A 24,526-nucleotide genomic window follows, 5' to 3' on the forward strand; every position below is an offset into this window, starting at 1 on the left:
TTTTGTTATTTATTCTTCTTTTTTTTACTTTTAGCCTTACTCTTTAACATATCCAACATTCTGGTTACTGGGGTCATTGGAAACTCAGGGTGATCAACATGTGCTTTTGACATCAGGCCAGTCATCCGGCTAACTTGATCTGGATGTTGATCAGCGACATTATTTTCCTCACCGATATCAGCTTTCAGGTTATAGAGTTCAGGGGCTTTACCCTGAAATTTCACCAATTTCCAATCGCCTTCCCTAACCGCTTGAATAGGGCCTTGCTTTTCGTTAAATTCCCAGTAGAGATAATCATGTTGCTGCTGTTTTTCGGTATTACCTAGCAGTGTGGGAAGGTATGAAAGACCATCACTTTTTTGGCAGTTTTTAATCTGCGCTATAGCACAGCTGGTAGCCATCAGATCCCAAGAGGCGAACACGTGATCTGAGGTTGTTCCCGCTCGGATGGTTTCAGGCCACCAGGCAATAAATGGCGCTCTGATTCCCCCTTCATATAGATCTCTTTTACGGCCCCTAAAAGGTCCATTACTGTTGAAAAAATCTCTATCGAATTCATGGCCATGATCACTGGTAAATACTACTAAGGTATTTTCACTGAGTCCCTGCTCTTTTAAAGTATTTAATAGGCTACCTATATCTCTGTCCATACGAGACACCATACCGGCATAAGCAACATTTCCTTCACTATCGTTACGGTAATGTCCCTCGGTATTGAGTTTACGCTTAGGCCAGCCGAGGTTTTTATACGCCTCTTTAGAGTCATCAGGCACGGTAACCGCCAAATGAGGAATGGTATAGGCTAAATAAAGAAAAAATGGCTGTGTATTATCATTGTCTTTAATAAATGACAGCGCTTCTTGCGTTAAAATATCATGGGTGTAAGTACCTTTATTATTAAGATAATCATTACCTTTGATAATTGAAATATCATTATTCCGATACATCTTGTCCCAGTAATAATGGTGCGCTTCTACATGTTTTTTAAAACCATAGAAATAGTCAAAACCTTGCTGTAATGGCATCGCCGCATTTGAAGGGTCTTCTGCTTCGGCTAAACCCCATTTACCAATAGCCGCAGTGCGATAACCGGCTTGCTGTAAAACTTCGGCAACCGTGACATCTTCAGCTTTGAGATCAACTGGCTCACCGGTTCTTGTCCATTTAGGGTTACCACGAATAGGACTGTGTCCTGAATGTAAACCTGTCATTAAGCTTGCTCTTGATGGACCACACACGGGCGCCGCTGCATAATGCTGAGTAAAAAGCATACCTTGCTTAGCCATTTGGTCTAAGTAAGGTGTTTTTATTTTTTGCTGACCGTACGCGCCGATATCGCCATAACCCAAATCATCGGCCAAAATGTAAATAATGTTAGGCCTAGTGTTAGCATTGGAGTTATCCGCTGGTGCTAAATCAGCTGATGCCTGCGCATAACTGCTGGCCATGAGTAACAGGGACAAACATCCTGTCACCTTTTTAAATCTTTTCATTTGTTAATACCTTAATACCTTAAAATTTAATCTTGCTCCCTGATGACCAAGCGTGTGGCTAGTCATCAGGGCTGATTCAAATTAGTTATATTTTGTCAGTTTTTTTCTTCTTTTTATTTTTTTTAGCTGTCTTACCTGCGCATAATTTTTTATTCCTTTCTGCCGCAGATCTAATACTACAAATATCAAACGCTTTTAACACCGGTTGCCAGTCACCATTGGCATCTTTACTTAAGCCATGATCATTTGAATTTTCAATCCATTGGTCTAATTTTTTCACTAAACGCGCTTTGATTTTTTGATGAGCCGCTGAATCTGCTAAGTTATTAAGCTCCCAAGGATCATTTTCTAAATCGTAAAGCTGTTCACGTGGTTTAGTTTTTGCGAAAAAGGTAGCCTGATCTGCATTTAACTTACCCGCAGCGTGTAACTCTCTTAATAAAGGTAAAATCGGCCGAACTGTTGGTATATCGTAATAAGCCATACGTGCATCCCAAGGTACTTGCGGCATAAAGTTAGCGATATATTTATAACGTTTTTCAACCACTGTACGGCTGTTATCAACGATTTCGTCATGTCGATCACGGGCAGCAAAAATTTCCTCTTTTGCTTGGTAGTTGGAATTATTTAATAGTGGCTGTCCCTGCATATGGTCAGGCACTTGAATGCCGGCCAGATGTAAAATACTTGCGGTCAAGTCGATGCCATCAGTCATATCATTATTTATCTGATTAGCAGCTATACCAGGCCCAGCGACAATCAGTGGCACATGAATACCATCTTCAAACAAATAACTCTTGCCTCGTACCTGACAGCGACCGTTATCACCCATAAAAATGATAATGGTATTATCCAATACGCCTTTTTCTTTCAACTGCTGCTGCACTAAACCAATCTCATGATCAATATATTCAAGCGTGTCGTAATAGGTGGCAATATCAAGTCTAACTTCAGGGTGGTCCGGTAAATACGGCGGTACCTCAACGTCACTCAAAGCTACCGGATGTTTAGAGGCTTTACGTACTTGCTGCCAAGTATCGTCCATCGCTCGGTGAGTCATTTTGAGCTGAATTTGCATAAAAAATGGTTTACCGGCTTCAATTTTCTTTTTTCGATCGAAAACTGGATTTTTTTTGTCGGTTTTGAAATTAAGGTCAAGCTTCCTGCCTGCCGTATACACTAACTCGTTGCCCAGCAGCACCGAATAACCGGCCTGACGAAGGTAATGTGTCATCGGCTTTACATGCTCTGGTAAAACATTTTCCTTATCCCTGTGGTGATGTCCGCCCATACTAGTTTGATACATGCCCGTCATCAGTGAGGTACGACTGGTAGAGCAAATCGGTGAGTTAGTATAGAAACGATTAAATTGAATACCGTTTTTCGCGAGCTTGTCCAGATTAGGGGTCTGTAAACCTTTGGTGCCATAGCTGGGTAGATCAATGCCAATATCTTCTGCCATCAATAAAACAATATTTGGCTGCGCTGTTATTTTCTCTTGCGCTTTCACCTGCACTGATAATGCAATAAATACCAGTAACATCAATAGTATCAATAGATAATTGACAGTTTGGTTCCTTGGACTCTTCATTAACCGTTCTAACATTTCATACTCCAGTTAAGCTTGTTTGCTTATTGCTTATGCTTCATTGCTTTTATTGTTATTTCTTGCGCTTGCAAGCCTTCACCACGGACAGTGAAGACGATATCCCCAGCTTGATCTGTCGCTTGTAGTAAAACTAACACTTTACCCATAAAGGCTTTACGTGTTGGCACCTTGTGGGGATCCAAGTCGAGAATATCGCCATTTTCAACACCGATGAGGCGGGCCGGTCCGACAAGTTCAAACGTTAACTGGTTATCGGCATATGGCACAAAATTACCTTTGGCATCGACAATATCTATTTCCAGCTGAACAACATCACGTCGGTTGGCATTGATGACTGTTTTATCAGCCAAAATGGAAACACTCGCTGCTTTTCCTGCGCTACGCACTGTATGCTCGGTGATAACCTTACCGGTTGCATCCTTAGCAACGGCTTTTAACACGCCAGGCTGGTAAGGCACTAGCCAGACCAATTGCATATCGTCTGTCATTTGCTTTTCACCCAGAGACTGTCCATCTAAAAACAGTTCAACCGAGGCTTGGTTGGTATACACCACTATCGGTAGTACAACGCCCTCTTTGCCTGGGTGGGTCCAATGAGGCTCTAACCGAACCATAGGCTCACTAGACCACTGACTTTGATACAGATAATAAACCCCCTTAGGGAAGCCAGCTAAATCGAGTACACCAAAGTTGGCGGTACGTGCAGGCCAACCGAAAGACTCTCCCAGATAGTCATAGGCAGTCCAACGGAAGGTACCTAACAGATAAGGAAGATCACGTGCTTTTTTGATCTCATCTCTGATCGACATACGCACCAAAGAGTTATCAAAAGAAGAGCCATATTTAATATTATGCTCAGGAAATACCTCAGTTTCAGTTAAATCAGCGACCGGATAAACTTTGTCCTTTATCTTCTGCCATATTTTTTTTGCATCGCGTATTGTTTCCCAGGGGGCAGGGTTATCACGAGTACGATAGCGTGTTTTAGAGCGATAAACACCACGGGTATGCATGGTGTGGGTTATTTCTGTGCCAATCGTTGGTACATTCGGGTTTGCTTTGTGAAATTTCTCTATCGCGTTTTGGTATTCGCCATGACCGTTAAAACCAGCAATATCAAGATGACCACCGGCATAACCGCGACCTTGAGTAACCGGGCGGGTATTGTCGAGTTGTTCAACAAAGTCTTTAATAAGCTTTTGCTGATCAGGGGTATAGCCCCGCACTTCATTACCAATACTCCACATTATTACACTAGGGTGGTTGCGATCGCGACGAATAAAGTCCGAAAGATCACGCTGCCACCACTGTTCAAAATATAAACCATAGTCAAATTCAGCTTTTGGTGTCCACCAGCCATCAAATGCTTCATTCATAATGACAAAGCCCATTTCATCGGCCATATCATAAAATTCAGGTGCAAAAGGATTATGGGTGTTTCTAAGTGCATTTACCCCCATGGCTTTAAGCATGGTTAAACGACTACGTAAAATATCATCTGGCACGGCGGCGCCTACTGGCCCAGCATCGTGATGCATACTAGCACCTTGTAATATTAAGGTTTCTCCATTGAGTAAAAAGCCACGATCGACGGTAAATTCTATGCTGCGAATACCTGTCCGGCTATCTAAACTATCGAGCAAAACCTCATTTTGACTGATTTTACTACGCACGGTATAAAGGTTCGTGTCATGGGTTGACCAAAGTTTTGGATTGCTAATCTCTAATGCTTGCTGCGCACTGATAGTTTTTCCTGCTGGCAATATTAGCGCCGCGGTATCTGTGGCAACCACCTTCCCTAATGCATCTATAACTTCTGTGATTAGCTCAACTTTCTGATCTGTCTCTGTGGCATTGCTCACTTGTGTATCGACTTTTAAATCGGCATGTTTAGTGCTGACATTCTCACTACGTATCCAGGTGCCGTCTTTGGCAATAAAGACGGGGGAGGTAGTGGTTAACCATACGTGACGGTATATGCCTGAGCCAGTATACCAACGACCACTGGGGGCTTTGCTGTGATCAACGCGCACAGATATCACATTATCCCCAGCTTTAAGAAAGTCAGTGAGATCGTAAGCAAAACCAATATAACCATAGGGACGTTTACCCAGGAACTGGCCATTAACCCAGACTTCACTGTTCATATAGACGCCATCAAATTCAATCCGTACCTGTTTTCCGGCCCAGTCCTCGTTCCATGTTAGGTGTTTTCGGTACCAACCAATGCCTGTAGGTAGATAGCCCCCCATAATGCCGGCGGGATTATTTTCATCATATTCACCCTCTATGCTCCAGTCGTGGGGTAAATCTAGTTTGCGCCAGTGGCGATCATCAAAGTCGGTGTTTTTAGCCAAGCTCTCATCACCCAGATAAAACAACCAGTCAAAATCGATACTGACTCGCTCGCGTGCTCGGTCAGTGATACTTTTGTCGACATCTGCCATGCTACAGGCACAGAGAACAATTAATAATAAAGTCGCCAAAGCCGCCTTGATTCGCTGGTGCTGATCAAATATTTTACTCAGCATTCTACTTAGTCTTTTACTCAGTGAAGGTTTCATGATTTTGTCTTCCTATTTTTCTTGGCTGCTTTGTCCATCTTGGTTTTATTTTTCACCTTTTTGCTATTAAAACTGCTGGGAGCTGTATTGTTTTTAGACCATTGCTGATACTTGGCCTTGAGTCGGTTAACTATTTCAGGGTGCTTTGATGCCAAATTAATGCTCTCGCCCGGGTCTTTATCTAAATCATATAAAAATTCACCAAGGTCCAATTCGACATGCTGCTTGACCGCATAGATATCATCTTTGGCCCAGTGATATTTCCACTTCCCTTCCCTAACAGCGACTTCATGGCCGGTATCCCAAAATAACAGTTCATGGGAAAGTTGCGGCGCCTGACCGTTTAACAAGGGGCTTAAGTCAAGACCATCAATAGTTGACGGCGCCTTAATACCCGCAGCTTGTAAAATAGTAGGGTACAAATCCATGGCACTGACAACATTTTCTAGCACCTTAGCCTCTGGATATTTATCAGGCCAATTGACGATCATAGGTACCCGAATTCCACCTTCATATAAGGTATACTTACTGCCTCGTAGTGGACCGTTATTCGCATAAATTGGCGTAGATCCACCATTATCACCGATATAGATAACGAGAGTATTTTCTGCCAGTCCCTGCTCTTTCAGAGTCGCCATAATACGACCAATTTCTTTATCAAGATAAGATAGTTGTCCTAAGTAGTAGGCTCGCCCCTCTGGGTTATTGGGATAACGTCCATTTCTGTACCAATCCGCGTAACTTTCTACTTCTGGTCGCCAGTCATGAATACCCTTAAGCCCCATATCATCTAAATACTTTTGCGGTAACTGATGGGTGAAGTTATGAATGGCATTAAATGATACCTGTAAGAAAAACGGCTGGTCAGTGGACTGCTTTTGATGATCCTGCAGAAAATTTGTTGCCTGTTCACCGATAAGCTCAGTAGAAAATCCCTCTTGGTCAACAAGCTCCTCATTTATCCATACCGGACCATTTGCCAACCCTTGACCAAATCCTTTTACAGCTTTCTGATTTTTCTTAGCGACTTTTTTCACCCGCTCTTTGTATTTAGCTTCTGCGTCGGCATTATGAATTAAATAATGTTTACGACCACCGGAGAAACCATATAGGCTATCAAATCCGTGGCGCAGCGGAAAATTACGGTGGCTGGCTGAGAGATCCGAACCATAATGCCACTTACCGATATAACCCGTGTTATAACCATTATTTTTCAACTGTTCAGGTAGGGTTACAAACGCTGCATTTTTAAGGCCGTCTCCCCCATACCAATATCCACCAAATCGTTGGGTATAGGAGCCGGTGATCAAACCTGCCCTAGAGGTATTACAGATAGGAGAAGTAGCGTATGCCTGGGTAAAACGTAAACCGCTACTTGCCAAGGCATCAAGATTTGGCGTTTTAACATCATTGGCATACCCTGTAACCCCCATATCGGCATAACCATGATCGTCACCTACGATCAATAAAATATTGGGCTGCTCTTTAGCATTAACAAAAGATACCTGACCCCAAAGTACTAAAATGGACAAGCAACCTATTAACTGTTTTTTTACCAACATAAACTTTTCCTACTTTTTAAATACTGACATCAAATAGCTAAGTTCAACGCACTAGAGCTGCAATACCTGATGTAAAATTAGGGTTAACACCGTGAAATTTCTTCCACAGATTGAGTTATGCGAGTTAGTTTGACCTAAGAAGGTCGTAGAAAGATATCGAAAGCAACGCAAATTGTCGCAAGATGTAACGAGTGTGATGCAATATGAGATATTTTATGAAATATTTTGGCGATAACAACTTGTTATGTTATTTAGCAGTTTCAAGAAAATATAAGTTGAACATGACGAAACATATTCTTATTGTGGACGATCATCCAGAAATTCGTGATTGCTTAGAAAGCTATTTGAAGCAACATGCCTTCAAAATTAACCAAGCCGATGGTGGTGAGAAAATGCGCTCAGTTTTAGTCGCCTAGCAAATAGACTTAGTGCTACTAGATGTGATGATGCCTGATAAAGATGGTTTGACTCTATGCAAGTATTTGCAAGATATTCAAGGTCCTGAGGTGATTATGTTAACGGCAATGGACCACTCTACCGACTGTGTTGTTGGCCTAGAGATGGGCGCCGATGATTATGTTACTAAGCCTTTTATTCCCCGGGTATTATTGGCTCGCATTGAATCGTCACGAAGTCGTGACACTGGCGGCATTGGCTTAGGCCTATCTATCGTGCAACAAAATATTAATAATTATGGCGGTAAAATAGCGAGTGCGTAACCCCTATACTGACCGAATTATATTCTGGAGCTTAAAACTCACTCTAAATCGATACAGACCTTTACCAATATGCGCTGTATGTAAGTTGTATTAAATATAGTAAAAACACCTAATTATGGGATAAGGCTATCAATATTATTTGTATTCTAGGATTAATCCCCACTGAATTTGATAAAGCCTTAAGCATTAACAGTAAAACTACGTAACTTTTTGAAAGTTAAAGGTAAAAAATGATTTATTCAGTCAGCGCTGCCTTTGATAGCTGGCAAGCAGCACGTAATAGATATGATACCGTTTACCAGTCATACCTTACACAGTCAGATATTGCAGAAGCTAGTTATCTAGTTTTACGTTAAACAACCTTCTAAAGGTAATCTTGAAAGCTATGAGTATGCAAGGCAAACTGCGAGTTTATTATTCGTAGAAGTGACAGAAGCTCAAGCAGGCTTAGAAAATGAGTATGGTTTGTTGGATGATTTAGGAGTAGCTGACACACCACATTAATAATAATGATCATGTTATCAAGCCCAGTTTAATAGCTGGTTTTTTTTATGCCTAAAATGTACTAACTTTAGGTATTAAAAAGGGACACTAACGTGCTGCCACAAATCTGTAACACACTAATTCAAAGGAAAATAACTAACGTTAAATTAAAGTACCCTGCATTGTACCCTTGAGATACTAACGTTATATAATAACTGGATTGTTTCCAACAAATTTAATATAATTTTTAAAGTTTCAATAGTTATAACTGGCTTTATTTTATCAAACATAGCATGAAAAAATCAGCTTTTGGCTTAACAAGCCTATAGTTTAAAAGATAAAAATTCGAACAATTAACTCTTGGTGAACGTTAATTTCTTCACATTGCAGGTGTTATTTTTTGAATGGAATTAAGTACCAAGCATCAAAAGCGGACATTGAACCATCTAAGGCTATATAAATTTAGAAGTAAAACTCTAACTCGCTTTCGCCCCATTGCGCCTTAGAAAACTAAACATGTATGATTAAATCAGTAATGTTCGCTTCCTCATGACAGCACTTCAAACCGATAAGCTCTTTACTCCATTATTTCAGAGTTTCGCAATGGCAAACATAAAGCCCGAATATTACTATTCAGGCTTTATTTTAAATGATTAGAGCTGTGTAAAAATAGAGTTTAAATTCTATTTTTTACATCATACCGCCCATGCCGCCCATACCACCCATGCCGCCCATATCAGGCATAGCAGAAGATGACTCTTGAGGAGCATCAGTGATCATAGCTTCAGTAGTTAACATCAAGCCAGCAATTGATGCAGCAAACTGTAAGGCATTACGTGTTACTTTAGTTGGGTCTAAAATACCCATCTCGATCATATCACCGTAAGTGCTGTTACCAGCATTGTAACCGAAGTTACCTGTACCATTACGTACTTCGTTAAGTACTACTGATGGCTCATCACCACAGTTAGCAACGATTTGACGAAGTGGCGCTTCCATAGCGCGGATAGCAACGTTAATGCCGTGAGTTTGGTCTTCGTTAGCACCTTCTAAATCTTTAATCGCTATCGCTGCACGAACTAAGGCAACACCACCACCGGCAACAACACCTTCTTCTACTGCAGCACGCGTTGCATGCAATGCATCTTCAACACGGAACTTCTTCTCTTTCATTTCCATTTCAGTAGCCGCGCCGATTTTAATTACCGCAACACCACCAGCTAATTTAGCTAAACGCTCTTGTAATTTTTCTTTATCATAATCTGAAGATGAATCTTCAATTTGACCACGAATTTGGCTAACACGTGCTTTAATATCGGCTTCTTCACCAATACCATCAATAATGATGGTGGTATCTTTAGAGATAACGATACGTTTGGCTTGACCTAAATCTTCTAACGTTGTTTTCTCAAGCTCCATACCTATTTCTTCAGAAATTACCGTACCGCCCGTTAAGGTGGCAACATCTTGCAACATAGATTTACGACGGTCGCCAAAACCTGGTGCTTTAACCGCAGCAACTTTAACAATACCGCGCATGTTGTTCACTACTAAAGTAGCTAAGGCTTCGCCTTCAACATCTTCAGCAATAATTAATAATGGTTTGCCTGATTTAGCAACGCCTTCAAGCGTCGTTAATAATTCACGAATGTTAGATATTTTCTTATCAACTAAAAGAATGAAAGGGTTTTCTAATTCAACACTGCCATTTTCTTGGTTGTTAATAAAATAAGGAGATAAGTAACCACGGTCGAATTGCATACCTTCAACAACGTCTAATTCGTCAGTTAAGGCTTGACCTTCTTCAACCGTAATAACACCTTCAGTGCCAACTTTATCCATTGCGGTAGCAATGATTTTACCAACAGTTTCATCTGAGTTAGCAGAAATAGTACCTACTTGCTCAATCGCTTTGTTGTCAGTTACTGGCGTAGAGATTTCTTGCAATGCGGCAACAGCAGCGATAACGGCTTTGTCGATACCACGTTTAAGATCCATTGGATTCATACCGGCAGCAATAGATTTTAAACCTTCGCTAACAATGGCTTGTGCTAAAACAGTTGCAGTAGTTGTACCGTCACCCGCTTCGTCATTAGCTTTAGAAGCAACTTCTTTAAGCATTTGCGCGCCCATGTTTTCGAATTTATCTTCTAATTCAATTTCTTTTGCAACGGTAACACCATCTTTAGTGATTGTTGGACCACCAAAAGATTTATCAAGTACAACATTACGGCCTTTAGGACCAAGGGTTACTTTTACCGCGTCTGCCAATATATTTACACCACGTAGCATTTTTGCACGTGCATCATTACCAAATAAAACGTCTTTTGAAGCCATGTTATTTATTCCTATAATTTTTGTTTATTGACACTGTTTTTAAAAACAATGCTAAGTCTATTTATTCATTAAGGCTTTACTTTAAGCTAGGCAGCTTAAAAGCAAAGGTCGCTCTTTTACATCCATGTAATTGCGACATTAGTATGTCCTATACGTCAAAAAGCGCGGAGCTTACGCTAGTAAGTGAGCACTTTTGATGCCGCTGCTTTCCTTTAGATAAGATGAAGTAGCGACATAAAATTTCGGTGACTATTCTACGATTGCTAAAATGTCTGATTCAGAAAGGATTAAAACTTCTTCACCATCAATTTTTTCTGTTTTAACGCCGTAACCTTCAGAGAAGATCACTTGGTCGCCAACTTTAACGTCTAAAGCACGCACTTCGCCGTTTTCTAAAATACGACCATTACCTACAGCAATAACTTCACCGCGAGTAGATTTTTCTGCAGCGCTGCCTGTTAATACAATACCGCCAGCTGATTTTGTTTCTGCATCTTTACGTTTTACGATAACGCGATCGTGTAGTGGGCGAATAGCCATTTTTTTCTCCAAAAATGATTCTGTTTGTATGAGGTAGTGATTAAATAAGTAATAAGCATTTATCACCAATCTTTGTTGCTAATAGAAATGGGGATAAAAAAAGCCGACACAAGGTCAGCTTTAAATATTTTTTATACTTTTCCCCTTACTTTATCTTTAGTCTTTACGCTTGAACTCACCTTCTAAAGTTTCACCTTGATGATGTGACAGTGATTCATGAGATGAAAATTTTGACGACGTGAAGGGCTCAGTGGTATTTTCATGTTGATATACATTGCCGGAAGCACCCTGTTGAAACGAAGCCCCTGCGCCAAACTGATTAACCTTAATATGCTTTTGTACTTTATTGGCTATCGCTGTACGTACATTAGGTACCAATAGCAACAAACCGAAAATATCGGTAACAAAACCTGGCGTAACTAACAATACACCCGCGACAAGTATCATTAAACCGGTGACTATTTCACCAGAGGGCATTTCACCTTGAGCCATTTTAGTTTGCACTGACTGCAACGTAGCTAAGCCTTGTTGACGGACATATTTAGCCCCGAGCCATGCGCTCAAAATAACGATAGCCACTGTTGGCCAAATTCCAAGTAGTGCGCCTACTTGCATAATCACCGTAATTTCGATGATAGGAATGATGATAAAAAGTACAAATAATAGTTGAAACATAATGATTCCTTATTTTCTATGAAACTTATATTGGGCCAATCAGGTCTTTTTCAATGACTGGTGATAGGTAGCCATAAAGGAGCCCATATAAAGCCTAAATTTTACTTAATACTCAGGGTATACTATCAACAAGATTACTAGTGATAGGTAACAAAAATGTATCAATTAGTGTTAACAACCTGCCCAGATGAAATGGTGGCACAAAATATTGCCAAGCAGTTAGTTATCGAAAAATTAGCTGCCTGTGTAAACATTGTACCTAATATAACCTCAATATATAGTTGGCAGGGCGAATTACACTGCGACAATGAAGTGCAATTATTGATTAAAACTGATGAAAATAAATTCGCTGCCTTAAATGAACGAATTAACCAATTACACCCCTATGACGTGGTGGAAGTTATTGCTTTGAATATCCAGCAAGGCGATAAGCATTATTTAAACTGGATCACCAATTCTTTGAAGTAGGCTTAATGAAAAATTTACTTTCCCTATGCTTAATAATGTTAACACTCTTTACTTTTTTTCCTGCTTCGGCACAAGAGAAGCAATCGATTTTTGATATATCTAACACCAGCTTATTTAGTAATGATGATGAATTTCTAAAAGTTGAGCAAGCATTCAGTTTTAACTTTTATCAGCAAAATAATCAGTTAGAAATTAGCTTTGATATTGCTCCTGGCTATTACCTTTACCGTCATCAATTTAAGTTTAAAGGTAAAAACATCAACTTTACCCCGGTTGAACTACCTGTAGGCATAGACCATGAAGATGAATTTTTTGGTATTCAGAAAGTATTTACTGAGCACTTAAGCTTCATCATAAATCTAGAACAGGTCTCAAATGATGGCAGTATCAAAATCACCTACCAAGGATGTGCTGAAAAAGGCCTATGTTATCCGCCTACCAGTAAGGTAGTCGAACTAAGTAACATCACTGTAGTTCAAGTTTCCTCAGCTAACACCTCAGTTAAGTCACCCTTATTTAGCGCCAGTGAAAATGATAATAACCTGTTACAACAAGGAATAATGCAAAAAAGTGAACAACATCAACTTGCCGATATGCTTAAGCAAGAGAGTTTGTTATTAACACTGATTGCTTTTTTTGTCGGTGGCTTATTGTTGTCATTCACGCCCTGTGTTTTCCCTATGTACCCCATTTTAACAGGCATTATTGTTGGCCAAAGTAAGAACGGCGAGCCCTTAACGACGAAGAAAGCCTTTACCTTGTCTTTTGTTTACGTACAAGGCATGGCGGTTACTTATACATTGCTTGGTATTGTCGTTGCGTTAGCAGGAGCCAAGTTTCAAGCGGTATTTCAACACCCTATCGTACTGATCAGTTTAAGTGTTTTATTTATTTTCTTAGCCCTATCTATGTTTGGACTGTTTAATTTAGCCTTGCCTGCTAGCTGGCAAAATAAGCTCAATGCTATGAGCAACCAGCAAAAAGGTGGTTCATATGCAGGTGTATTAATGATGGGTGTTATCTCAGGGTTAGTCGCCTCACCTTGTACTACAGCACCATTAACAGGGGCATTGTTGTATATATCACAAACTGGCGATGTTGTTTTGGGCGCCTCGGCTTTATATGCGTTAAGTTTAGGCATGGGTTTACCCTTGTTAGTACTGGGTAGTTCGGGCGGTAAACTATTACCGAAAGCGGGTGCTTGGATGAATATAATTAAGAATATCTTTGGCTTACTATTGTTAGCCGTACCTATATTTTTACTCGAGCGTTTTATCCCTGAAGTTGCTAGCCAAGCACTATGGGCATTATTGATATTAGCCAGTGCTAGTTATTTCTATGTCGCCAACCAAAACCATGCAGCAATACAAAAGAGTCAACAAGAAAAAGGCTTTTGGTTCGGCTTGCGCTCTTTGGTTATTTTCTTGATGTTATTTTTTGGTGCAAATATGGCCTACCAATTAGTATTCCCAAACAGTAATACTATTATCTCTAGCGAGCAACATGCTAGTTTTAAACAAGTAACGTCTTTAGCGCAATTAGAAAATGAAGTTAGCAATGCCAATATTCAGGGCAAAACAGTGATGGTAGATTTATATGCTGATTGGTGCATTGCGTGTAAGGAATTTGAGAAATACACTTTTGTCGATGCTCAAGTACAGCAAGCATTGAGTAATAGTGTCTGGTTACAAATCGATATGACGGACTTTGATTCACCCGACAATGCCGAGCTTGTACAGCATTATACTATTTTAGGCTTACCCTCAATTTTGTTTTTTGATTTACAAGGTAATGAATTGACCAAGCAACGTATCACTGGTTTTGTGGGCGCTAATGAGTTTAGCGCTCATGTTCAAGCAATATTTAAATAGCCCCTCAACTATTAGATTTAGCGCAATCAGTACTAACTGAGTTTGACCAAAGTTAGTTAGTACTGATTTTGAGCAAAGTTAGTTAGTACTGATTTTTCTGCGGATAAGTCTTCTCTCCACTGTTAGCGCCCCCCCCCCATACTCCCTTGTCATTTACTTATCTACTAGGATGGCTTGCCTTTTCATAGGCGGAATTCAGTAATAGTATTATTGGATGATCTCGCAATAATTTTCAGTCAGACAAAATTAAAAAGTACAGAAAATTCACATAAAGTCGTTCAAAATCTCTTAAAATCCATTAGAACCGCCTTAAAGTCACTTAAAATCAACTAGGTAATAGCTAAACAGCAGTAAGTCCTTGCAGAAGTAGCCAAAATCAACAAAAAACAATTAATCCATTGCTCCATCAAGAGGTTTGACCAGTACTTGGTAGCTATATTCTGCGAAAAAGCAGTTATTATCGCCAATAACAAAAAAAATGATAAATCCCATCTTTTTTAGTTCACAGCAAGGCTGTTTTGTGTAATTATTAGCACCAATATTATTTTAACGGTGTTTTAGCAGAAGATGAGCGCAAAGTTTACAGTTTTAGTGTTAAATGGCCCTAACTTAAATATGTTGGGTAAACGTGAGCCTACCATTTACGGTAAGCAAAGCTTAGCTGACATTATTACTGAGTTGAGCCAACAAGCTGCCGATAAGCATATTGAACTAAAGCATCTGCAAACAAATGCCGAGCATGAGTTAATCGATGCCATTCACCAAGGTTACCAGCAGGTCGATTTCATTATCATTAATCCTGCTGCGTTTACCCACACCAGTGTAGCGATAAGAGATGCTTTACTTTCTGTTGCCATACCTTTTATCGAAATACACTTATCAAATGTACATGCGCGTGAAGAGTTCAGAAAGCATTCTTATTTATCCGATATCGCCACAGGCGTAATCTGTGGATTTGGTGCCCAAGGCTATAGTTTTGCATTAGATGCTGCACATACCTACTTAACAAAAGCGCAAATTGATACACAAAAGTAACAAACCCTAACGGTTAATGACCTGTCATTACCCTATATTTTTAAATAATGAATTTAGTAACCCAAATAATTAAGGTGTCCCAATGGATATTCGCAAAATAAAAAAACTTATCGAACTAGTTCAAGAGTCTGGTATCAACGAACTAGAGATCTCTGAAGGTGAAGAATCAGTACGTATTTGTCGTGGTGTTGTTGCAGTGGCCCCAGTAATGCAAGCGGCTCCTGTAGCGGCTCCTGTTGCCCCGGTTGCAGCGACTCCTGCTGAAGTCGCGGCTCCAGCACCTACTGGTCATATCGTTCGTTCTCCTATGGTTGGTACTTACTATGCTTCGGCTTCACCTGATTCTCCAGCATTTGCTGAAGTTGGTAAACACGTAAATGCTGGCGATACATTATGTATTGTTGAAGCAATGAAAATGATGAATCAAATTGAAGCTGACAAGTCTGGCGTTATTAAAGAAATTTTAGCGCAAAATGAAGACGCTATCGAATTTGACCAACCGCTATTCATCATTGAATAACCCGCCACTTATCTTAAATAAAAGATTTCAAACATTAAGGGTTATTCCATGTTAGATAAAGTTGTTATCGCCAACCGTGGCGAAATTGCCTTAAGAATATTACGTGCTTGTAAAGAGCTTGGTATTAAAACGGTAGCCGTTCATTCAACGGCTGATAAAAACCTAAAACACGTTTTATTAGCCGATGAAACCATCTGTATTGGTAAAGCACCTGCGCCTGATAGTTACCTTAATATTCCGGCCATCATTACTGCTGCAGAAGTAACTAATGCCGTAGCGATTCACCCTGGTTATGGTTTTTTAGCAGAAAATGCTGATTTTGCTGAACAAGTTGAAAACTCTGGTTTTGTCTTTATTGGTCCAAAAGCTGAAAGCATCCGTATTATGGGTGATAAAGTTCAAGCAATTAAATCAATGAAAGCAGCAGGTGTACCTTGTGTACCTGGCTCAGATGGTCCATTGACTGAAGATGAAGCGAAAAATAAAGCTCACGCCAAACGCATAGGTTACCCGGTAATCATTAAAGCGGCTGGTGGTGGTGGTGGCCGTGGTATGCGCGTAGTGCGCACGGAAAAAGAATTGGTCGAGTCTATTGCCTTAACCAAAAAAGAAGCCGGCACTATTTTCAAAAATGATATGGTTTACATGGAGAAATTCCTCGAAAATCCACGTCATGTTGAAATTCAAATCCTTGCTGATGGTCAAGGCGGCGCAATTCACTTAGGTGAACGTGACTGTTCAATGCAACGTCGTCATCAAAAAGTGGTTGAAGAAGCACCTGCACCTGGTATTACCCCTGAAATGCGCGCCAAAATTGGTGAGCGTTGCTGTAATGCTTGTCTCGACATTAATTATCGCGGTGCTGGTACTTTTGAATTCTTATATGAAAATGGTGAATTCTACTTCATTGAAATGAATACTCGTATTCAGGTTGAGCATCCAGTCACTGAGATGATCACCGGTGTTGATTTGATCAAAGAGCAACTTCGTATTGCCGCTGGTCAACCGCTTTCATATACCCAAGACGATATTAAAATTTCTGGACACTCAATTGAGTGTCGTATTAATGCTGAAGACCCACGTACTTTTATCCCGTCTCCGGGTAAAATCACCCGTTTCCACCCACCTGGTGGTTTAGGCGTGCGTTGGGATTCTCATATTTATGCGGATTACTCAGTGCCACCACATTATGACTCTATGATTGGCAAGCTAATCACTTGGGGTGATAACCGTGATGTCGCTATTGCGCGTATGCGTAATGCTTTAGCTGAACTAGTGATTGATGGTATTAAAACTAACATTACTTTGCATCAAGATATTTTAAATGATCAAGGTTTTGTTAATGGTGGTGCTAACATTCACTACTTAGAGCACAAGTTAGCTGAACTTGATTAGTTTTTGTTAGAAACTAACATTGCTCACCTCTATACCCAAACTACATGAAGATGTAGGTTTCAGCTGGAATTAAAAACGCCTTTAGGCAAGGTATTGATTGAAGAGAATGGTTGTTCCATTGTCGAAATCAATAACGCAGCATAAAGCGTTTTTAAACCAACCCTGCGGGGATTCTTGAGAAAATCATGCTCTTCGTTACCTCCATTTTTAAGGACGCTGCATGGATGCTGCTTAATAGAGAATGCAGGAGCATATTCTCCTGAATAACCATTAATAAAAGAAGGCGCCTTGATCATGAATTGCTCAAGTGTCCTGAAACACACAGCTTCAAGTAGCTTGGGTATAAACATCTTGTCTGTTTGAGTTAGCATACCTATTAAAAGCTCTGCATTCGCAGAGCTTTTTTGTTATTCTAGCCCGATAAAACTAAGTAATCCTTCCACTTATTTCGAGTTAAAAAGTAATGTCAGACTCCCATAAAAAACCGATCGCCCCTGCCGATGATGATTGTTGTGGCGGTGGCTCTTGTAACCCTTGTGTTTGGGATCACTATTATGCCGAATTGCAAAAATGGCGTATTGAAGAAGCTAAACGAAGAGAGCAAGTCGAAGCAGATAAAAACTCAAAGTAACCGCTTTGCTTTAGCCAATAAAAAAGCCAGTAAAAAAGCCAGTAACACGAAAGTATTACTGGCTTTTTACTTTTATCTACTTTCAATAAGAGATACTGCTAAGCTAGATTTTATGACACTTTAGCAATACGTTTGGCAAAAACATTGGCTTTATTAAAGCCAATACTGGATTTCCTTGCTAGTTTGGTAAACATCAAATAACACCAAGGAACCAGATATAAACTGGTCACTGTTGAGAAGGTTAAGCCACCAATAATCGCGATAGCTAGCGGTGCGTAAGAGGGGCCATCACCGCCAATTTGTGTTGAGCCTAGCGCCAGTGGCACCATACCCAGTACGGTTGTCGCTACGGTCATTAATACTGGGCGAAGTCGAGTAATACAAATATCCGCGATCACTGTCTCCAATTCTTCAATTTTGGGTGACATCTGATTGATTTGATCAATAAGCACAATACCATTATTGACCACTATACCCATTAATATCAAAATCCCAATCATGCCCATCACCGACATACTGCTACCGGTAAGTAGGAAAAACCAAAAGACACCCACAATGGAATACAGAATAGAGCTAATGATTGCCGCGGGTAACAATAGCGACTCAAATAAAGCCGCCATCACGATATAAATCATCGCTAGAGCCAACAGCATATTCACCAGCATAATATTTTGCTCTTGTTGCTGACGATTAAAGCCACGCCCTAATTTCCAAGTGTAACCCGGTGGTAAGCTCAACGTTTCCATCGCTTGTTCAATACGCTCTTTCGCTTGCTCCATCGTTATATCATTCATGTTTGCCCCTATGGTCAAGGCTGTTTGTCGCTCTTCACGATAAATTGCCGATAACCTTGGCTGAACATGAAATTTAGCGACACTTTCCAAACTAATACTTTGGCCATTGATCTCAGTGATCGGTAATTTTTTCAATCGATCTAACGAGTACTTCAACCTTTCATCGTACAGTAAGCGAATATTAACTTCGCCATTGGGATCATGACGAAAACTCCGTAATTCAAGCCCTCTCAATGCTGTACCGACGATTTGGGCCACTTGGCGAGAATCAAGTCCTAACTGATTGGCTTTAAAACGGTCTATTACTACCACCATTTCTTTTTGATGTTGAGAGACATCACTTTTGACATCCGTTAAACCATCAATATGGGCAAGAACCGGCACAATTTGCTCAGAAAGTGTCATCAACATTTCTGTTGAAGCGCCCAATAAGGTCAGACTAACACCACCACTTTTAGCACTTTGCCAACCAAAGTCGGGTTTCGCTTCAGCAAATACCGGCAGATTTTTTCGAATACGTTCTTTTAATTCATTCATGGAAATATCGCGACTTTCTTTCAGTAACAAAGTAGACGATGCACGTTCTCCACTGTAGTAGCTATAAACCGACTCAATATAAAACTCTTCTTTGTTTTTATATAAGTAGTCTTCCATGCGATTGACCATGGCCTCAACATGTTCAACAGGAAACTGGCCTTCAACGTGATAGCGCATAAACAACCGCGTACCATCTTGATTGTCATTATTATCTGAGGTAATAACTCCCATAGGAATAGCTGAACTTGCTAAGATCAACAAAGCGACAAAGCCGGTGATTTTTGGATGAGCTAATACCCATGAAAGACTTTTCTTGTAACGCATACTGCCCTGTTGAGGCATCACACCATCTTCTTTATTAGCCAGTTCTTTTGCTTTGGCCTTGCTAGGTTTTGCCGCAAGGCTCTCCAGTGACATTTTACTTAATAATAGCGGCAGTAAGGTTTTAGCGATTAATAACGAGGCCGCCAATGAAATACAAATAGCAATAGCAACATGCTCTAAGAAAACAGTCAGCTGTACCTTTTCGCCAATGATATTAGGCAAGAACACGATCATAGTCGTTAACGTACCGGTCATTACCGCTAGTGATACATTATCAACTCCTTTTAATATATTATTAATCTTTTCTTGCTTGGTACTTGCAGGGTTATTCCGGTGTTCTGCAGCAATGGACTCAGTGATAACGACCGAGTTATCCACTAACATACCTACCGCTAAGAGTAAGCCCATCATGGAGAGGATATTGAGTGAGTAACCTAAAAAGTACATTACCGCTAAGGTGATACAAATGGAGAAAGGCACAGAAGCGACCACTAAAATAGTGGCGGTAGTGTTGCGCAGAAAAAGAAAGAGCACGATAAATGACAATGTCGCGCCAATACCACCAGCCATCAATAAATCGGATAAGGAATCTGTCACTCCTTTTGCCTGATCTTCCATCATAAAGATGTTGATACCACTAAACTGCGAGCTATTCGATATTTCATCAACAGCAGCAACCACTCGGCCAGCAACATCCACTAAGTTAGCACTAGACTCTTTAAATATATTCACGCCAATAGCGTAACTTCTATCTAAATGTCGACCATCTCGCCTTTCAGGTTGTTCAAATAACACTTGCGCTATATCGCCAAGGTAAACATTATCTTTAACCATCAGCGCTCTAATATCATTTAGCTCAGTAAACTCTCCTTTAGGGCTAATGCGAATAGTATTGGTCGCTGACTTTAATGAACCGGCATTAATGGTAAAATTATGCGCTTGTAGTAATTTGGTTAACTGGAGAATATCAACATTATGACTTGCTACTCGTTCACTTAATAAACGGATAGATATTTGCCTTTGGTCAACGCCATAAAGTTCAACTTTTGATACCCCTTGCATACGCTCAAGTGGTTTTTTCAAATAATTATTTAGTAGTTGAAAACTATTTTGTAATTCACGCTCACTAGATATACGCAGCGTTAAAATAGGCATATCAGCGGTTGAAAATTGATAAACAAAAACCCGCTGTAAATCTTCCGGTAGCAAGTGGCGAATCGCATCGATTTTTTCTCGCGCTTCTATCGCTTTCCCCGTTAAACTACTTTCCCATTCAACTTCAATGCCTATTTCTGCGCCATGCTCTGTTGAGGTAGAAGTTAGTCGCTGTATTCCCCCCATCGTAGCAAGTGCTTCTTCAAGCGGTTTGGTCACTAAGCGCTCAACTTCTGCGGGCGTTGATGCTTGGTATGGCGCACTTATCATCATTTCAGGGATGTCGATACCTGGCCACTTTTCTAGGGGCAGTAGTTGAGTCGAGGCTAGGCCCATCATCAACATAGTTAAACAAAGCATAAATGTAGTTACTGGCTTTTTAAGCGCCAGCGCAGTTAAGTTAAACTTGCTATTAGACATTTTGAGGCTCCGCTAATGAGTTTATTCCAGACTCTTTGTTCACGTTAAAACCTTCAGTATTTTCAACGTCTTCAACCTCTAGCGAGCTAAACTTTTTATGGTCAAACAACTGATAAAGTACCGGTAAAACGATTAAGGTTAATAACGTTGAGCAAATTAAACCGCTGATGACCGTAACTGCCATAGGGACTCTAAGTTCAGACCCCTCCCCCACTCCTAATGCCATGGGAAGTAAGCCAAGAGCCGTAGTCAATGTGGTCATTATGATAGGACGTAAGCGCGACTTCGCGGCTTGCTTTATAGACGTCATTTTATCCAAGCCCTGGGCACGCAATTGGTTAATTCTATCCAAGAGCACAATGGCATTATTCACCACAATACCCGCTAACATGATCAAACCGATAAAGACGATGACACTGATATTAATGCCACATAAATATAAGCCATAGATTGAGCCCACTGCGGCTAACGGTACACTGAACAAAATTAATAATGGCTGTAATAACGACTCAAACTGAGATGCCATCACCAAGTACACTAAAAATACTGCCAAAGTTAAGGCCATCAACATAGAGGTAAATGACTGTTGCATCTCTTCACTTTGGCCACCAAAAGTTGGTATGACGGTTAACGGCAGTTTTAATTGCTTGATTAACTCATTAGCCCTAACTAAGGCGCTATTTTGATCGCCCATGGCAATATTTGCGCTAATAACGGCAACACGCTGCTGGTTAATACGATTAATCTGCGCCGGCCCAACTGTCTCAACAATATTACTGATACTTTCTAGTGTGATGGGAAATTCATCATTTGGGTTAACAACAAGCTCTCTTAAATCTCCAATAGAGTCTCGTTGTTTCTCATCGCTACGTACTAATATATCTATCTTGCGATCAAGTAAGGTATATTTACTGGCTATATTGCCGCCAATTTTAACCGCTACAAGTCGGGCGATATCCGGGGAGTTTAAACCTAACTGGGCAATTTTTCTCTGGTTGAAATGTATAGCTAACTCAGGCTGACCTTGACGTTGGCTGTTCGCTACGTCAACAAACTGTGTATCTTGCTGCATCAATTTTGTTAAGCGTTTGCTGTAGGTTGTTAATAAGCTTAAGTCATAACTTGCCAATTCAATACTGATTGGTTTACTAAAAGTGAACAGCTCAGGTTGATTTAATTGCGTGGTCGCACCAACAAGCTTTCGCGTGTATTGACGAATATCAGCCATGACTTGCGCTTCATTTTGGCTGTCATGCAGCATAATTTGCAACCTAGCTTGGTGTTCGCCGCCTTTATCAGCATTGCTGGTCATCAAGCTACCTCGCCCTGTTAATGAGTAGGTGCTTTTAATACGTTTATCATTTTGTAATTGTTGGGCGATTTTATTAATGGTGTCATCAGTTACGGCCAGTGGTGTACCTGGGGCAAGTTCAAGCTCAAGGTAAAACTCGCCTTGTGCTAGCGGCGGTAATAATTCCACGCCAATTTTAGGTAAGATGAAAAAGGCAGAGCCGGCAAAGGTCAAGCTTATCAATAAGGTGCTAATGCTATGCCGCAAGGATAGCGATAACAATTTTGAATAAAGTGCGGCTAATTGCTCAAAGATAAAATTAAAGCCTGCCGTCAGTGGCTTCATCACAAATGAGGCGATTTTGGCAATGCCATGAAAAGCCAACAACACAATACGCGTGATTAGCATTGGCAACCAAATAAAGACCACCTTAAGCGGCAAGGTTAAGATAAAGGTGATTTTTTTATGCCAAACCAGTGTTTTAAAACGGGGAGATTCTTGCTTGGCCTCTGTGGTTACTTGCTCGGACTGCTTTGACAATGCGGTAACTTGTCTTGAAGCCAACATCGGTATCAATGTCAGTGCCACAACTAATGAGGCAAGTAAGGCGAAGGCTACCGTCATCGCCTGATCGGCAAATAACTGTCCGGCAACGCCTTCAACAAATATTAGTGGCACAAATACCGCCAACGTCGTCAGTGTTGAAGCAATGATTGCGCCGCTCACTTCTTTAGTGCCTTTTCGAGCAGCCTCGACAACATTGAGCCCTTGTTCCTTATAACGGGCAATGTTCTCCAACACGACAATGGCATTATCAACCAATAGACCCGTTGCTAAAGCAATACCGCCAAGAGACATAATATTGAGACTAATACCATTGCCATACATCATATTAAAGGTAGCAATCACCGAGACCGGAATTGACAGTGAAATAATCAGTGTTGGGATAATTGATCTTAAGAAAAGGTAGAGGATAAACATCGCCAAGACACCACCAATTAGTGCCGCTGATTTCACCTCACTAATGGCGTTGCTAATAAAGGTCGACTGATCATAAACCACGGTTAATTGATAATTATCTCCCAATAACTTGTTAATCGCCTCTAATTTTTTATTGATTAATTTAGCCACTTGTACTGTATTGGCGTCACCTTCCTTATATATCGCTAACTCAACCGCTTCAACGGCATTAATACGCGTGACATCTGTGCGTTCCTTGTAACCATCAACAATGGTAGCAATATCATTTAGGGTGATGATTTGCTCATTTTCACGATATACCACCAATTCGCCAATTTGATTAATATTAGTAAATTGATTTAATGTTCTTACTAAGTATTGGGTATTACCTTCAATTAATTTACCTGCTGAAACATTGATGTTTTCGGCATTAATACGATTGATGATATCTTGGCTACTTAAATTAAGCTGTGCCAATTTATGTTGATCAATAATCACTTGATACTCTTGTTCCAGACCACCACCTAACTTTACTGATGCCACCCCAAGCAATGACTCTAATTGACGTTTAACATCGTATTCGGCAAATGTTCTTAACTTAGTTAGCCCTGCGACTGAGTTATCTGAAGTTTGTAATCCTAAACGAATAATAGGGTCTAACGACGGGTTGAACTTTAAAATTAGCGGTTTTTGCACATCAAGCGGTAAACGAATAAGGTCGAGTTTCTCTCTCACTTCTAAGCTGGTGATGTCCATAGCAACATCCCACTCAAATTCGAGTAAGACGTCTGATTGCCCGGCTTTGGATACCGAACTTATTTTTCTTAATCCTTTTACTACACCCACCGCTTCTTCAATGGGTTTGGTAATTAACTGCTCAATTTCAGCTGGCGCTGCGCCTATGTAGTTAGTTCTCACCGTCAAGGTAGGATAAGACAACTCGGGTAATAGATTAACCGCAAGACGAGATAAGCCGACTAAACCAAAAAGCATGACTGCAAAAGTAAACATCCATACCGTCACCGGGCGCTTTATTGCCACATCAACAATACTCATGATAAAGCTCCAATGGTGTTTACACTACTCACTAGCAATGCAGTAAAAATTAAAAACAGGGTGGCTACTGGATGTTTCGCTACCACA

19 protein-coding genes are annotated in these 24,526 nt (G+C 40.5%); 9 read left to right on the forward strand and 10 right to left on the reverse strand.

Features of this window, described 5'->3' with window-relative positions:
* Positions 1-5: 5 nt before the first annotated feature.
* From F580_RS0104205 to F580_RS0104220, 4 genes are all read right to left on the reverse strand, one after another.
* On the reverse strand, positions 6-1,493 hold the full coding sequence (locus F580_RS0104205) for an arylsulfatase (RefSeq protein ID WP_157442995.1): 1,488 nt from the start codon (positions 1,491-1,493) through the stop codon (positions 6-8).
* Positions 1,494-1,578: 85 nt separating this feature from the next.
* The gene (locus tag F580_RS23945; protein ID WP_211215607.1) at positions 1,579-3,084 is read right to left on the reverse strand and encodes a sulfatase family protein; all 1,506 of its coding nucleotides are present in this window, start codon (positions 3,082-3,084) and stop codon (positions 1,579-1,581) included.
* Positions 3,085-3,125: 41 nt separating this feature from the next.
* The gene (locus F580_RS0104215; RefSeq protein WP_019026442.1) at positions 3,126-5,666 is read right to left on the reverse strand and encodes a glycoside hydrolase family 2 TIM barrel-domain containing protein; all 2,541 of its coding nucleotides are present in this window, start codon (positions 5,664-5,666) and stop codon (positions 3,126-3,128) included.
* Positions 5,663-7,228 (reverse strand): sulfatase family protein, encoded by a 1,566-nt coding sequence (locus F580_RS0104220; RefSeq protein WP_019026443.1) that lies wholly within the window; start codon positions 7,226-7,228, stop codon positions 5,663-5,665. The genes F580_RS0104215 and F580_RS0104220 overlap by 4 nt, the downstream gene beginning before the upstream one ends.
* Positions 7,229-7,509: 281 nt before the next feature.
* Between F580_RS0104220 and F580_RS27085 the strand changes: the two genes are divergently transcribed.
* From F580_RS27085 to F580_RS27090, 3 genes are all read left to right on the forward strand, one after another.
* A complete protein-coding gene (locus tag F580_RS27085; protein ID WP_281167205.1) occupies positions 7,510-7,644 on the forward strand; it encodes a hypothetical protein in 135 nt (44 codons plus the stop codon).
* A 12-nt stretch (positions 7,645-7,656) separates the two neighbouring features.
* A complete protein-coding gene (locus F580_RS26685; protein WP_281167206.1) occupies positions 7,657-7,947 on the forward strand; it encodes a response regulator transcription factor in 291 nt (96 codons plus the stop codon).
* 230 nt (positions 7,948-8,177) lie between these two features.
* Positions 8,178-8,303 (forward strand): hypothetical protein, encoded by a 126-nt coding sequence (locus F580_RS27090; RefSeq protein ID WP_019026446.1) that lies wholly within the window; start codon positions 8,178-8,180, stop codon positions 8,301-8,303.
* 817 nt (positions 8,304-9,120) lie between these two features.
* Here the strand turns inward: F580_RS27090 and groL are convergent.
* From groL to F580_RS0104250, 3 genes are all read right to left on the reverse strand, one after another.
* Positions 9,121-10,767 (reverse strand): chaperonin GroEL, encoded by a 1,647-nt coding sequence (groL, locus tag F580_RS0104240; RefSeq protein ID WP_019026447.1) that lies wholly within the window; start codon positions 10,765-10,767, stop codon positions 9,121-9,123.
* Positions 10,768-11,016: 249 nt separating this feature from the next.
* On the reverse strand, positions 11,017-11,307 hold the full coding sequence (locus tag F580_RS0104245) for a co-chaperone GroES (RefSeq protein ID WP_019026448.1): 291 nt from the start codon (positions 11,305-11,307) through the stop codon (positions 11,017-11,019).
* A gap of 156 nt (positions 11,308-11,463) precedes the next feature.
* Positions 11,464-11,982 (reverse strand): FxsA family protein, encoded by a 519-nt coding sequence (locus F580_RS0104250; protein ID WP_019026449.1) that lies wholly within the window; start codon positions 11,980-11,982, stop codon positions 11,464-11,466.
* Between the two features lie 156 nt (positions 11,983-12,138).
* Between F580_RS0104250 and cutA the strand changes: the two genes are divergently transcribed.
* From cutA to accC, 5 genes are all read left to right on the forward strand, one after another.
* A complete protein-coding gene (cutA, locus tag F580_RS0104255; RefSeq protein WP_019026450.1) occupies positions 12,139-12,450 on the forward strand; it encodes a divalent-cation tolerance protein CutA in 312 nt (103 codons plus the stop codon).
* A gap of 5 nt (positions 12,451-12,455) precedes the next feature.
* The gene (locus F580_RS0104260) at positions 12,456-14,321 is read left to right on the forward strand and encodes a protein-disulfide reductase DsbD (protein ID WP_026301241.1); all 1,866 of its coding nucleotides are present in this window, start codon (positions 12,456-12,458) and stop codon (positions 14,319-14,321) included.
* A gap of 567 nt (positions 14,322-14,888) precedes the next feature.
* Entirely contained in the window at positions 14,889-15,356 is a 468-nt protein-coding gene (gene aroQ / locus F580_RS0104265) for a type II 3-dehydroquinate dehydratase (RefSeq protein ID WP_019026452.1), read from the forward strand.
* Positions 15,357-15,438: 82 nt separating this feature from the next.
* A complete protein-coding gene (gene accB, locus F580_RS0104270; RefSeq protein WP_019026453.1) occupies positions 15,439-15,876 on the forward strand; it encodes an acetyl-CoA carboxylase biotin carboxyl carrier protein in 438 nt (145 codons plus the stop codon).
* Positions 15,877-15,924: 48 nt separating this feature from the next.
* Positions 15,925-17,271, forward strand: coding sequence for an acetyl-CoA carboxylase biotin carboxylase subunit (gene accC, locus F580_RS0104275; protein ID WP_019026454.1), 1,347 nt, complete (start codon positions 15,925-15,927; stop codon positions 17,269-17,271).
* A gap of 59 nt (positions 17,272-17,330) precedes the next feature.
* Here accC and F580_RS0104280 read toward each other — a convergent pair whose 3' ends face one another.
* On the reverse strand, positions 17,331-17,642 hold the full coding sequence (locus tag F580_RS0104280; protein WP_019026455.1) for a hypothetical protein: 312 nt from the start codon (positions 17,640-17,642) through the stop codon (positions 17,331-17,333).
* A gap of 92 nt (positions 17,643-17,734) precedes the next feature.
* Here F580_RS0104280 and F580_RS25875 point away from each other — a divergent pair, with 92 nt between their 5' ends.
* The gene (locus F580_RS25875) at positions 17,735-17,902 is read left to right on the forward strand and encodes an oxidoreductase-like domain-containing protein (RefSeq protein WP_019026456.1); all 168 of its coding nucleotides are present in this window, start codon (positions 17,735-17,737) and stop codon (positions 17,900-17,902) included.
* Between the two features lie 110 nt (positions 17,903-18,012).
* Here F580_RS25875 and F580_RS0104290 read toward each other — a convergent pair whose 3' ends face one another.
* The gene (locus F580_RS0104290) at positions 18,013-21,132 is read right to left on the reverse strand and encodes an efflux RND transporter permease subunit (protein WP_019026457.1); all 3,120 of its coding nucleotides are present in this window, start codon (positions 21,130-21,132) and stop codon (positions 18,013-18,015) included.
* Complete coding sequence (locus tag F580_RS0104295) at positions 21,125-24,439, reverse strand: efflux RND transporter permease subunit (RefSeq protein ID WP_019026458.1); 3,315 nt, start codon at positions 24,437-24,439, stop codon at positions 21,125-21,127. The genes F580_RS0104290 and F580_RS0104295 overlap by 8 nt, the downstream gene beginning before the upstream one ends.
* Between the last annotated feature and the right edge of the window lie 87 nt (positions 24,440-24,526).

This window comes from Colwellia piezophila ATCC BAA-637 (genome assembly GCF_000378625.1).
Taxonomy (GTDB): Bacteria; Pseudomonadota; Gammaproteobacteria; order Enterobacterales; family Alteromonadaceae; genus Colwellia; species Colwellia piezophila.

What these genes read in the sequence shown, in the direction of transcription:
- F580_RS0104205 (WP_157442995.1), bottom strand. Translation starts at nt 1,493, where the DNA reads ATGAAAAGATTTAAAAAGGTGACAGGATGTTTGTCCCTGTTACTCATG.
- F580_RS23945 (WP_211215607.1), bottom strand. Translation starts at nt 3,084, where the DNA reads ATGAAGAGTCCAAGGAACCAAACTGTCAATTATCTATTGATACTATTG.
- F580_RS0104215 (WP_019026442.1), bottom strand. Translation starts at nt 5,666, where the DNA reads ATGAAACCTTCACTGAGTAAAAGACTAAGTAGAATGCTGAGTAAAATA.
- F580_RS0104220 (WP_019026443.1), bottom strand. Translation starts at nt 7,228, where the DNA reads ATGTTGGTAAAAAAACAGTTAATAGGTTGCTTGTCCATTTTAGTACTT.
- F580_RS27085 (WP_281167205.1), top strand. Translation starts at nt 7,510, where the DNA reads ATGACGAAACATATTCTTATTGTGGACGATCATCCAGAAATTCGTGAT.
- F580_RS27090 (WP_019026446.1), top strand. Translation starts at nt 8,178, where the DNA reads ATGATTTATTCAGTCAGCGCTGCCTTTGATAGCTGGCAAGCAGCACGT.
- groL (WP_019026447.1), bottom strand. Translation starts at nt 10,767, where the DNA reads ATGGCTTCAAAAGACGTTTTATTTGGTAATGATGCACGTGCAAAAATG.
- F580_RS0104245 (WP_019026448.1), bottom strand. Translation starts at nt 11,307, where the DNA reads ATGGCTATTCGCCCACTACACGATCGCGTTATCGTAAAACGTAAAGAT.
- F580_RS0104250 (WP_019026449.1), bottom strand. Translation starts at nt 11,982, where the DNA reads ATGTTTCAACTATTATTTGTACTTTTTATCATCATTCCTATCATCGAA.
- cutA (WP_019026450.1), top strand. Translation starts at nt 12,139, where the DNA reads ATGTATCAATTAGTGTTAACAACCTGCCCAGATGAAATGGTGGCACAA.
- F580_RS0104260 (WP_026301241.1), top strand. Translation starts at nt 12,456, where the DNA reads ATGAAAAATTTACTTTCCCTATGCTTAATAATGTTAACACTCTTTACT.
- aroQ (WP_019026452.1), top strand. Translation starts at nt 14,889, where the DNA reads ATGAGCGCAAAGTTTACAGTTTTAGTGTTAAATGGCCCTAACTTAAAT.
- accB (WP_019026453.1), top strand. Translation starts at nt 15,439, where the DNA reads ATGGATATTCGCAAAATAAAAAAACTTATCGAACTAGTTCAAGAGTCT.
- accC (WP_019026454.1), top strand. Translation starts at nt 15,925, where the DNA reads ATGTTAGATAAAGTTGTTATCGCCAACCGTGGCGAAATTGCCTTAAGA.
- F580_RS0104280 (WP_019026455.1), bottom strand. Translation starts at nt 17,642, where the DNA reads ATGCTAACTCAAACAGACAAGATGTTTATACCCAAGCTACTTGAAGCT.
- F580_RS25875 (WP_019026456.1), top strand. Translation starts at nt 17,735, where the DNA reads ATGTCAGACTCCCATAAAAAACCGATCGCCCCTGCCGATGATGATTGT.
- F580_RS0104290 (WP_019026457.1), bottom strand. Translation starts at nt 21,132, where the DNA reads ATGTCTAATAGCAAGTTTAACTTAACTGCGCTGGCGCTTAAAAAGCCA.
- F580_RS0104295 (WP_019026458.1), bottom strand. Translation starts at nt 24,439, where the DNA reads ATGAGTATTGTTGATGTGGCAATAAAGCGCCCGGTGACGGTATGGATG.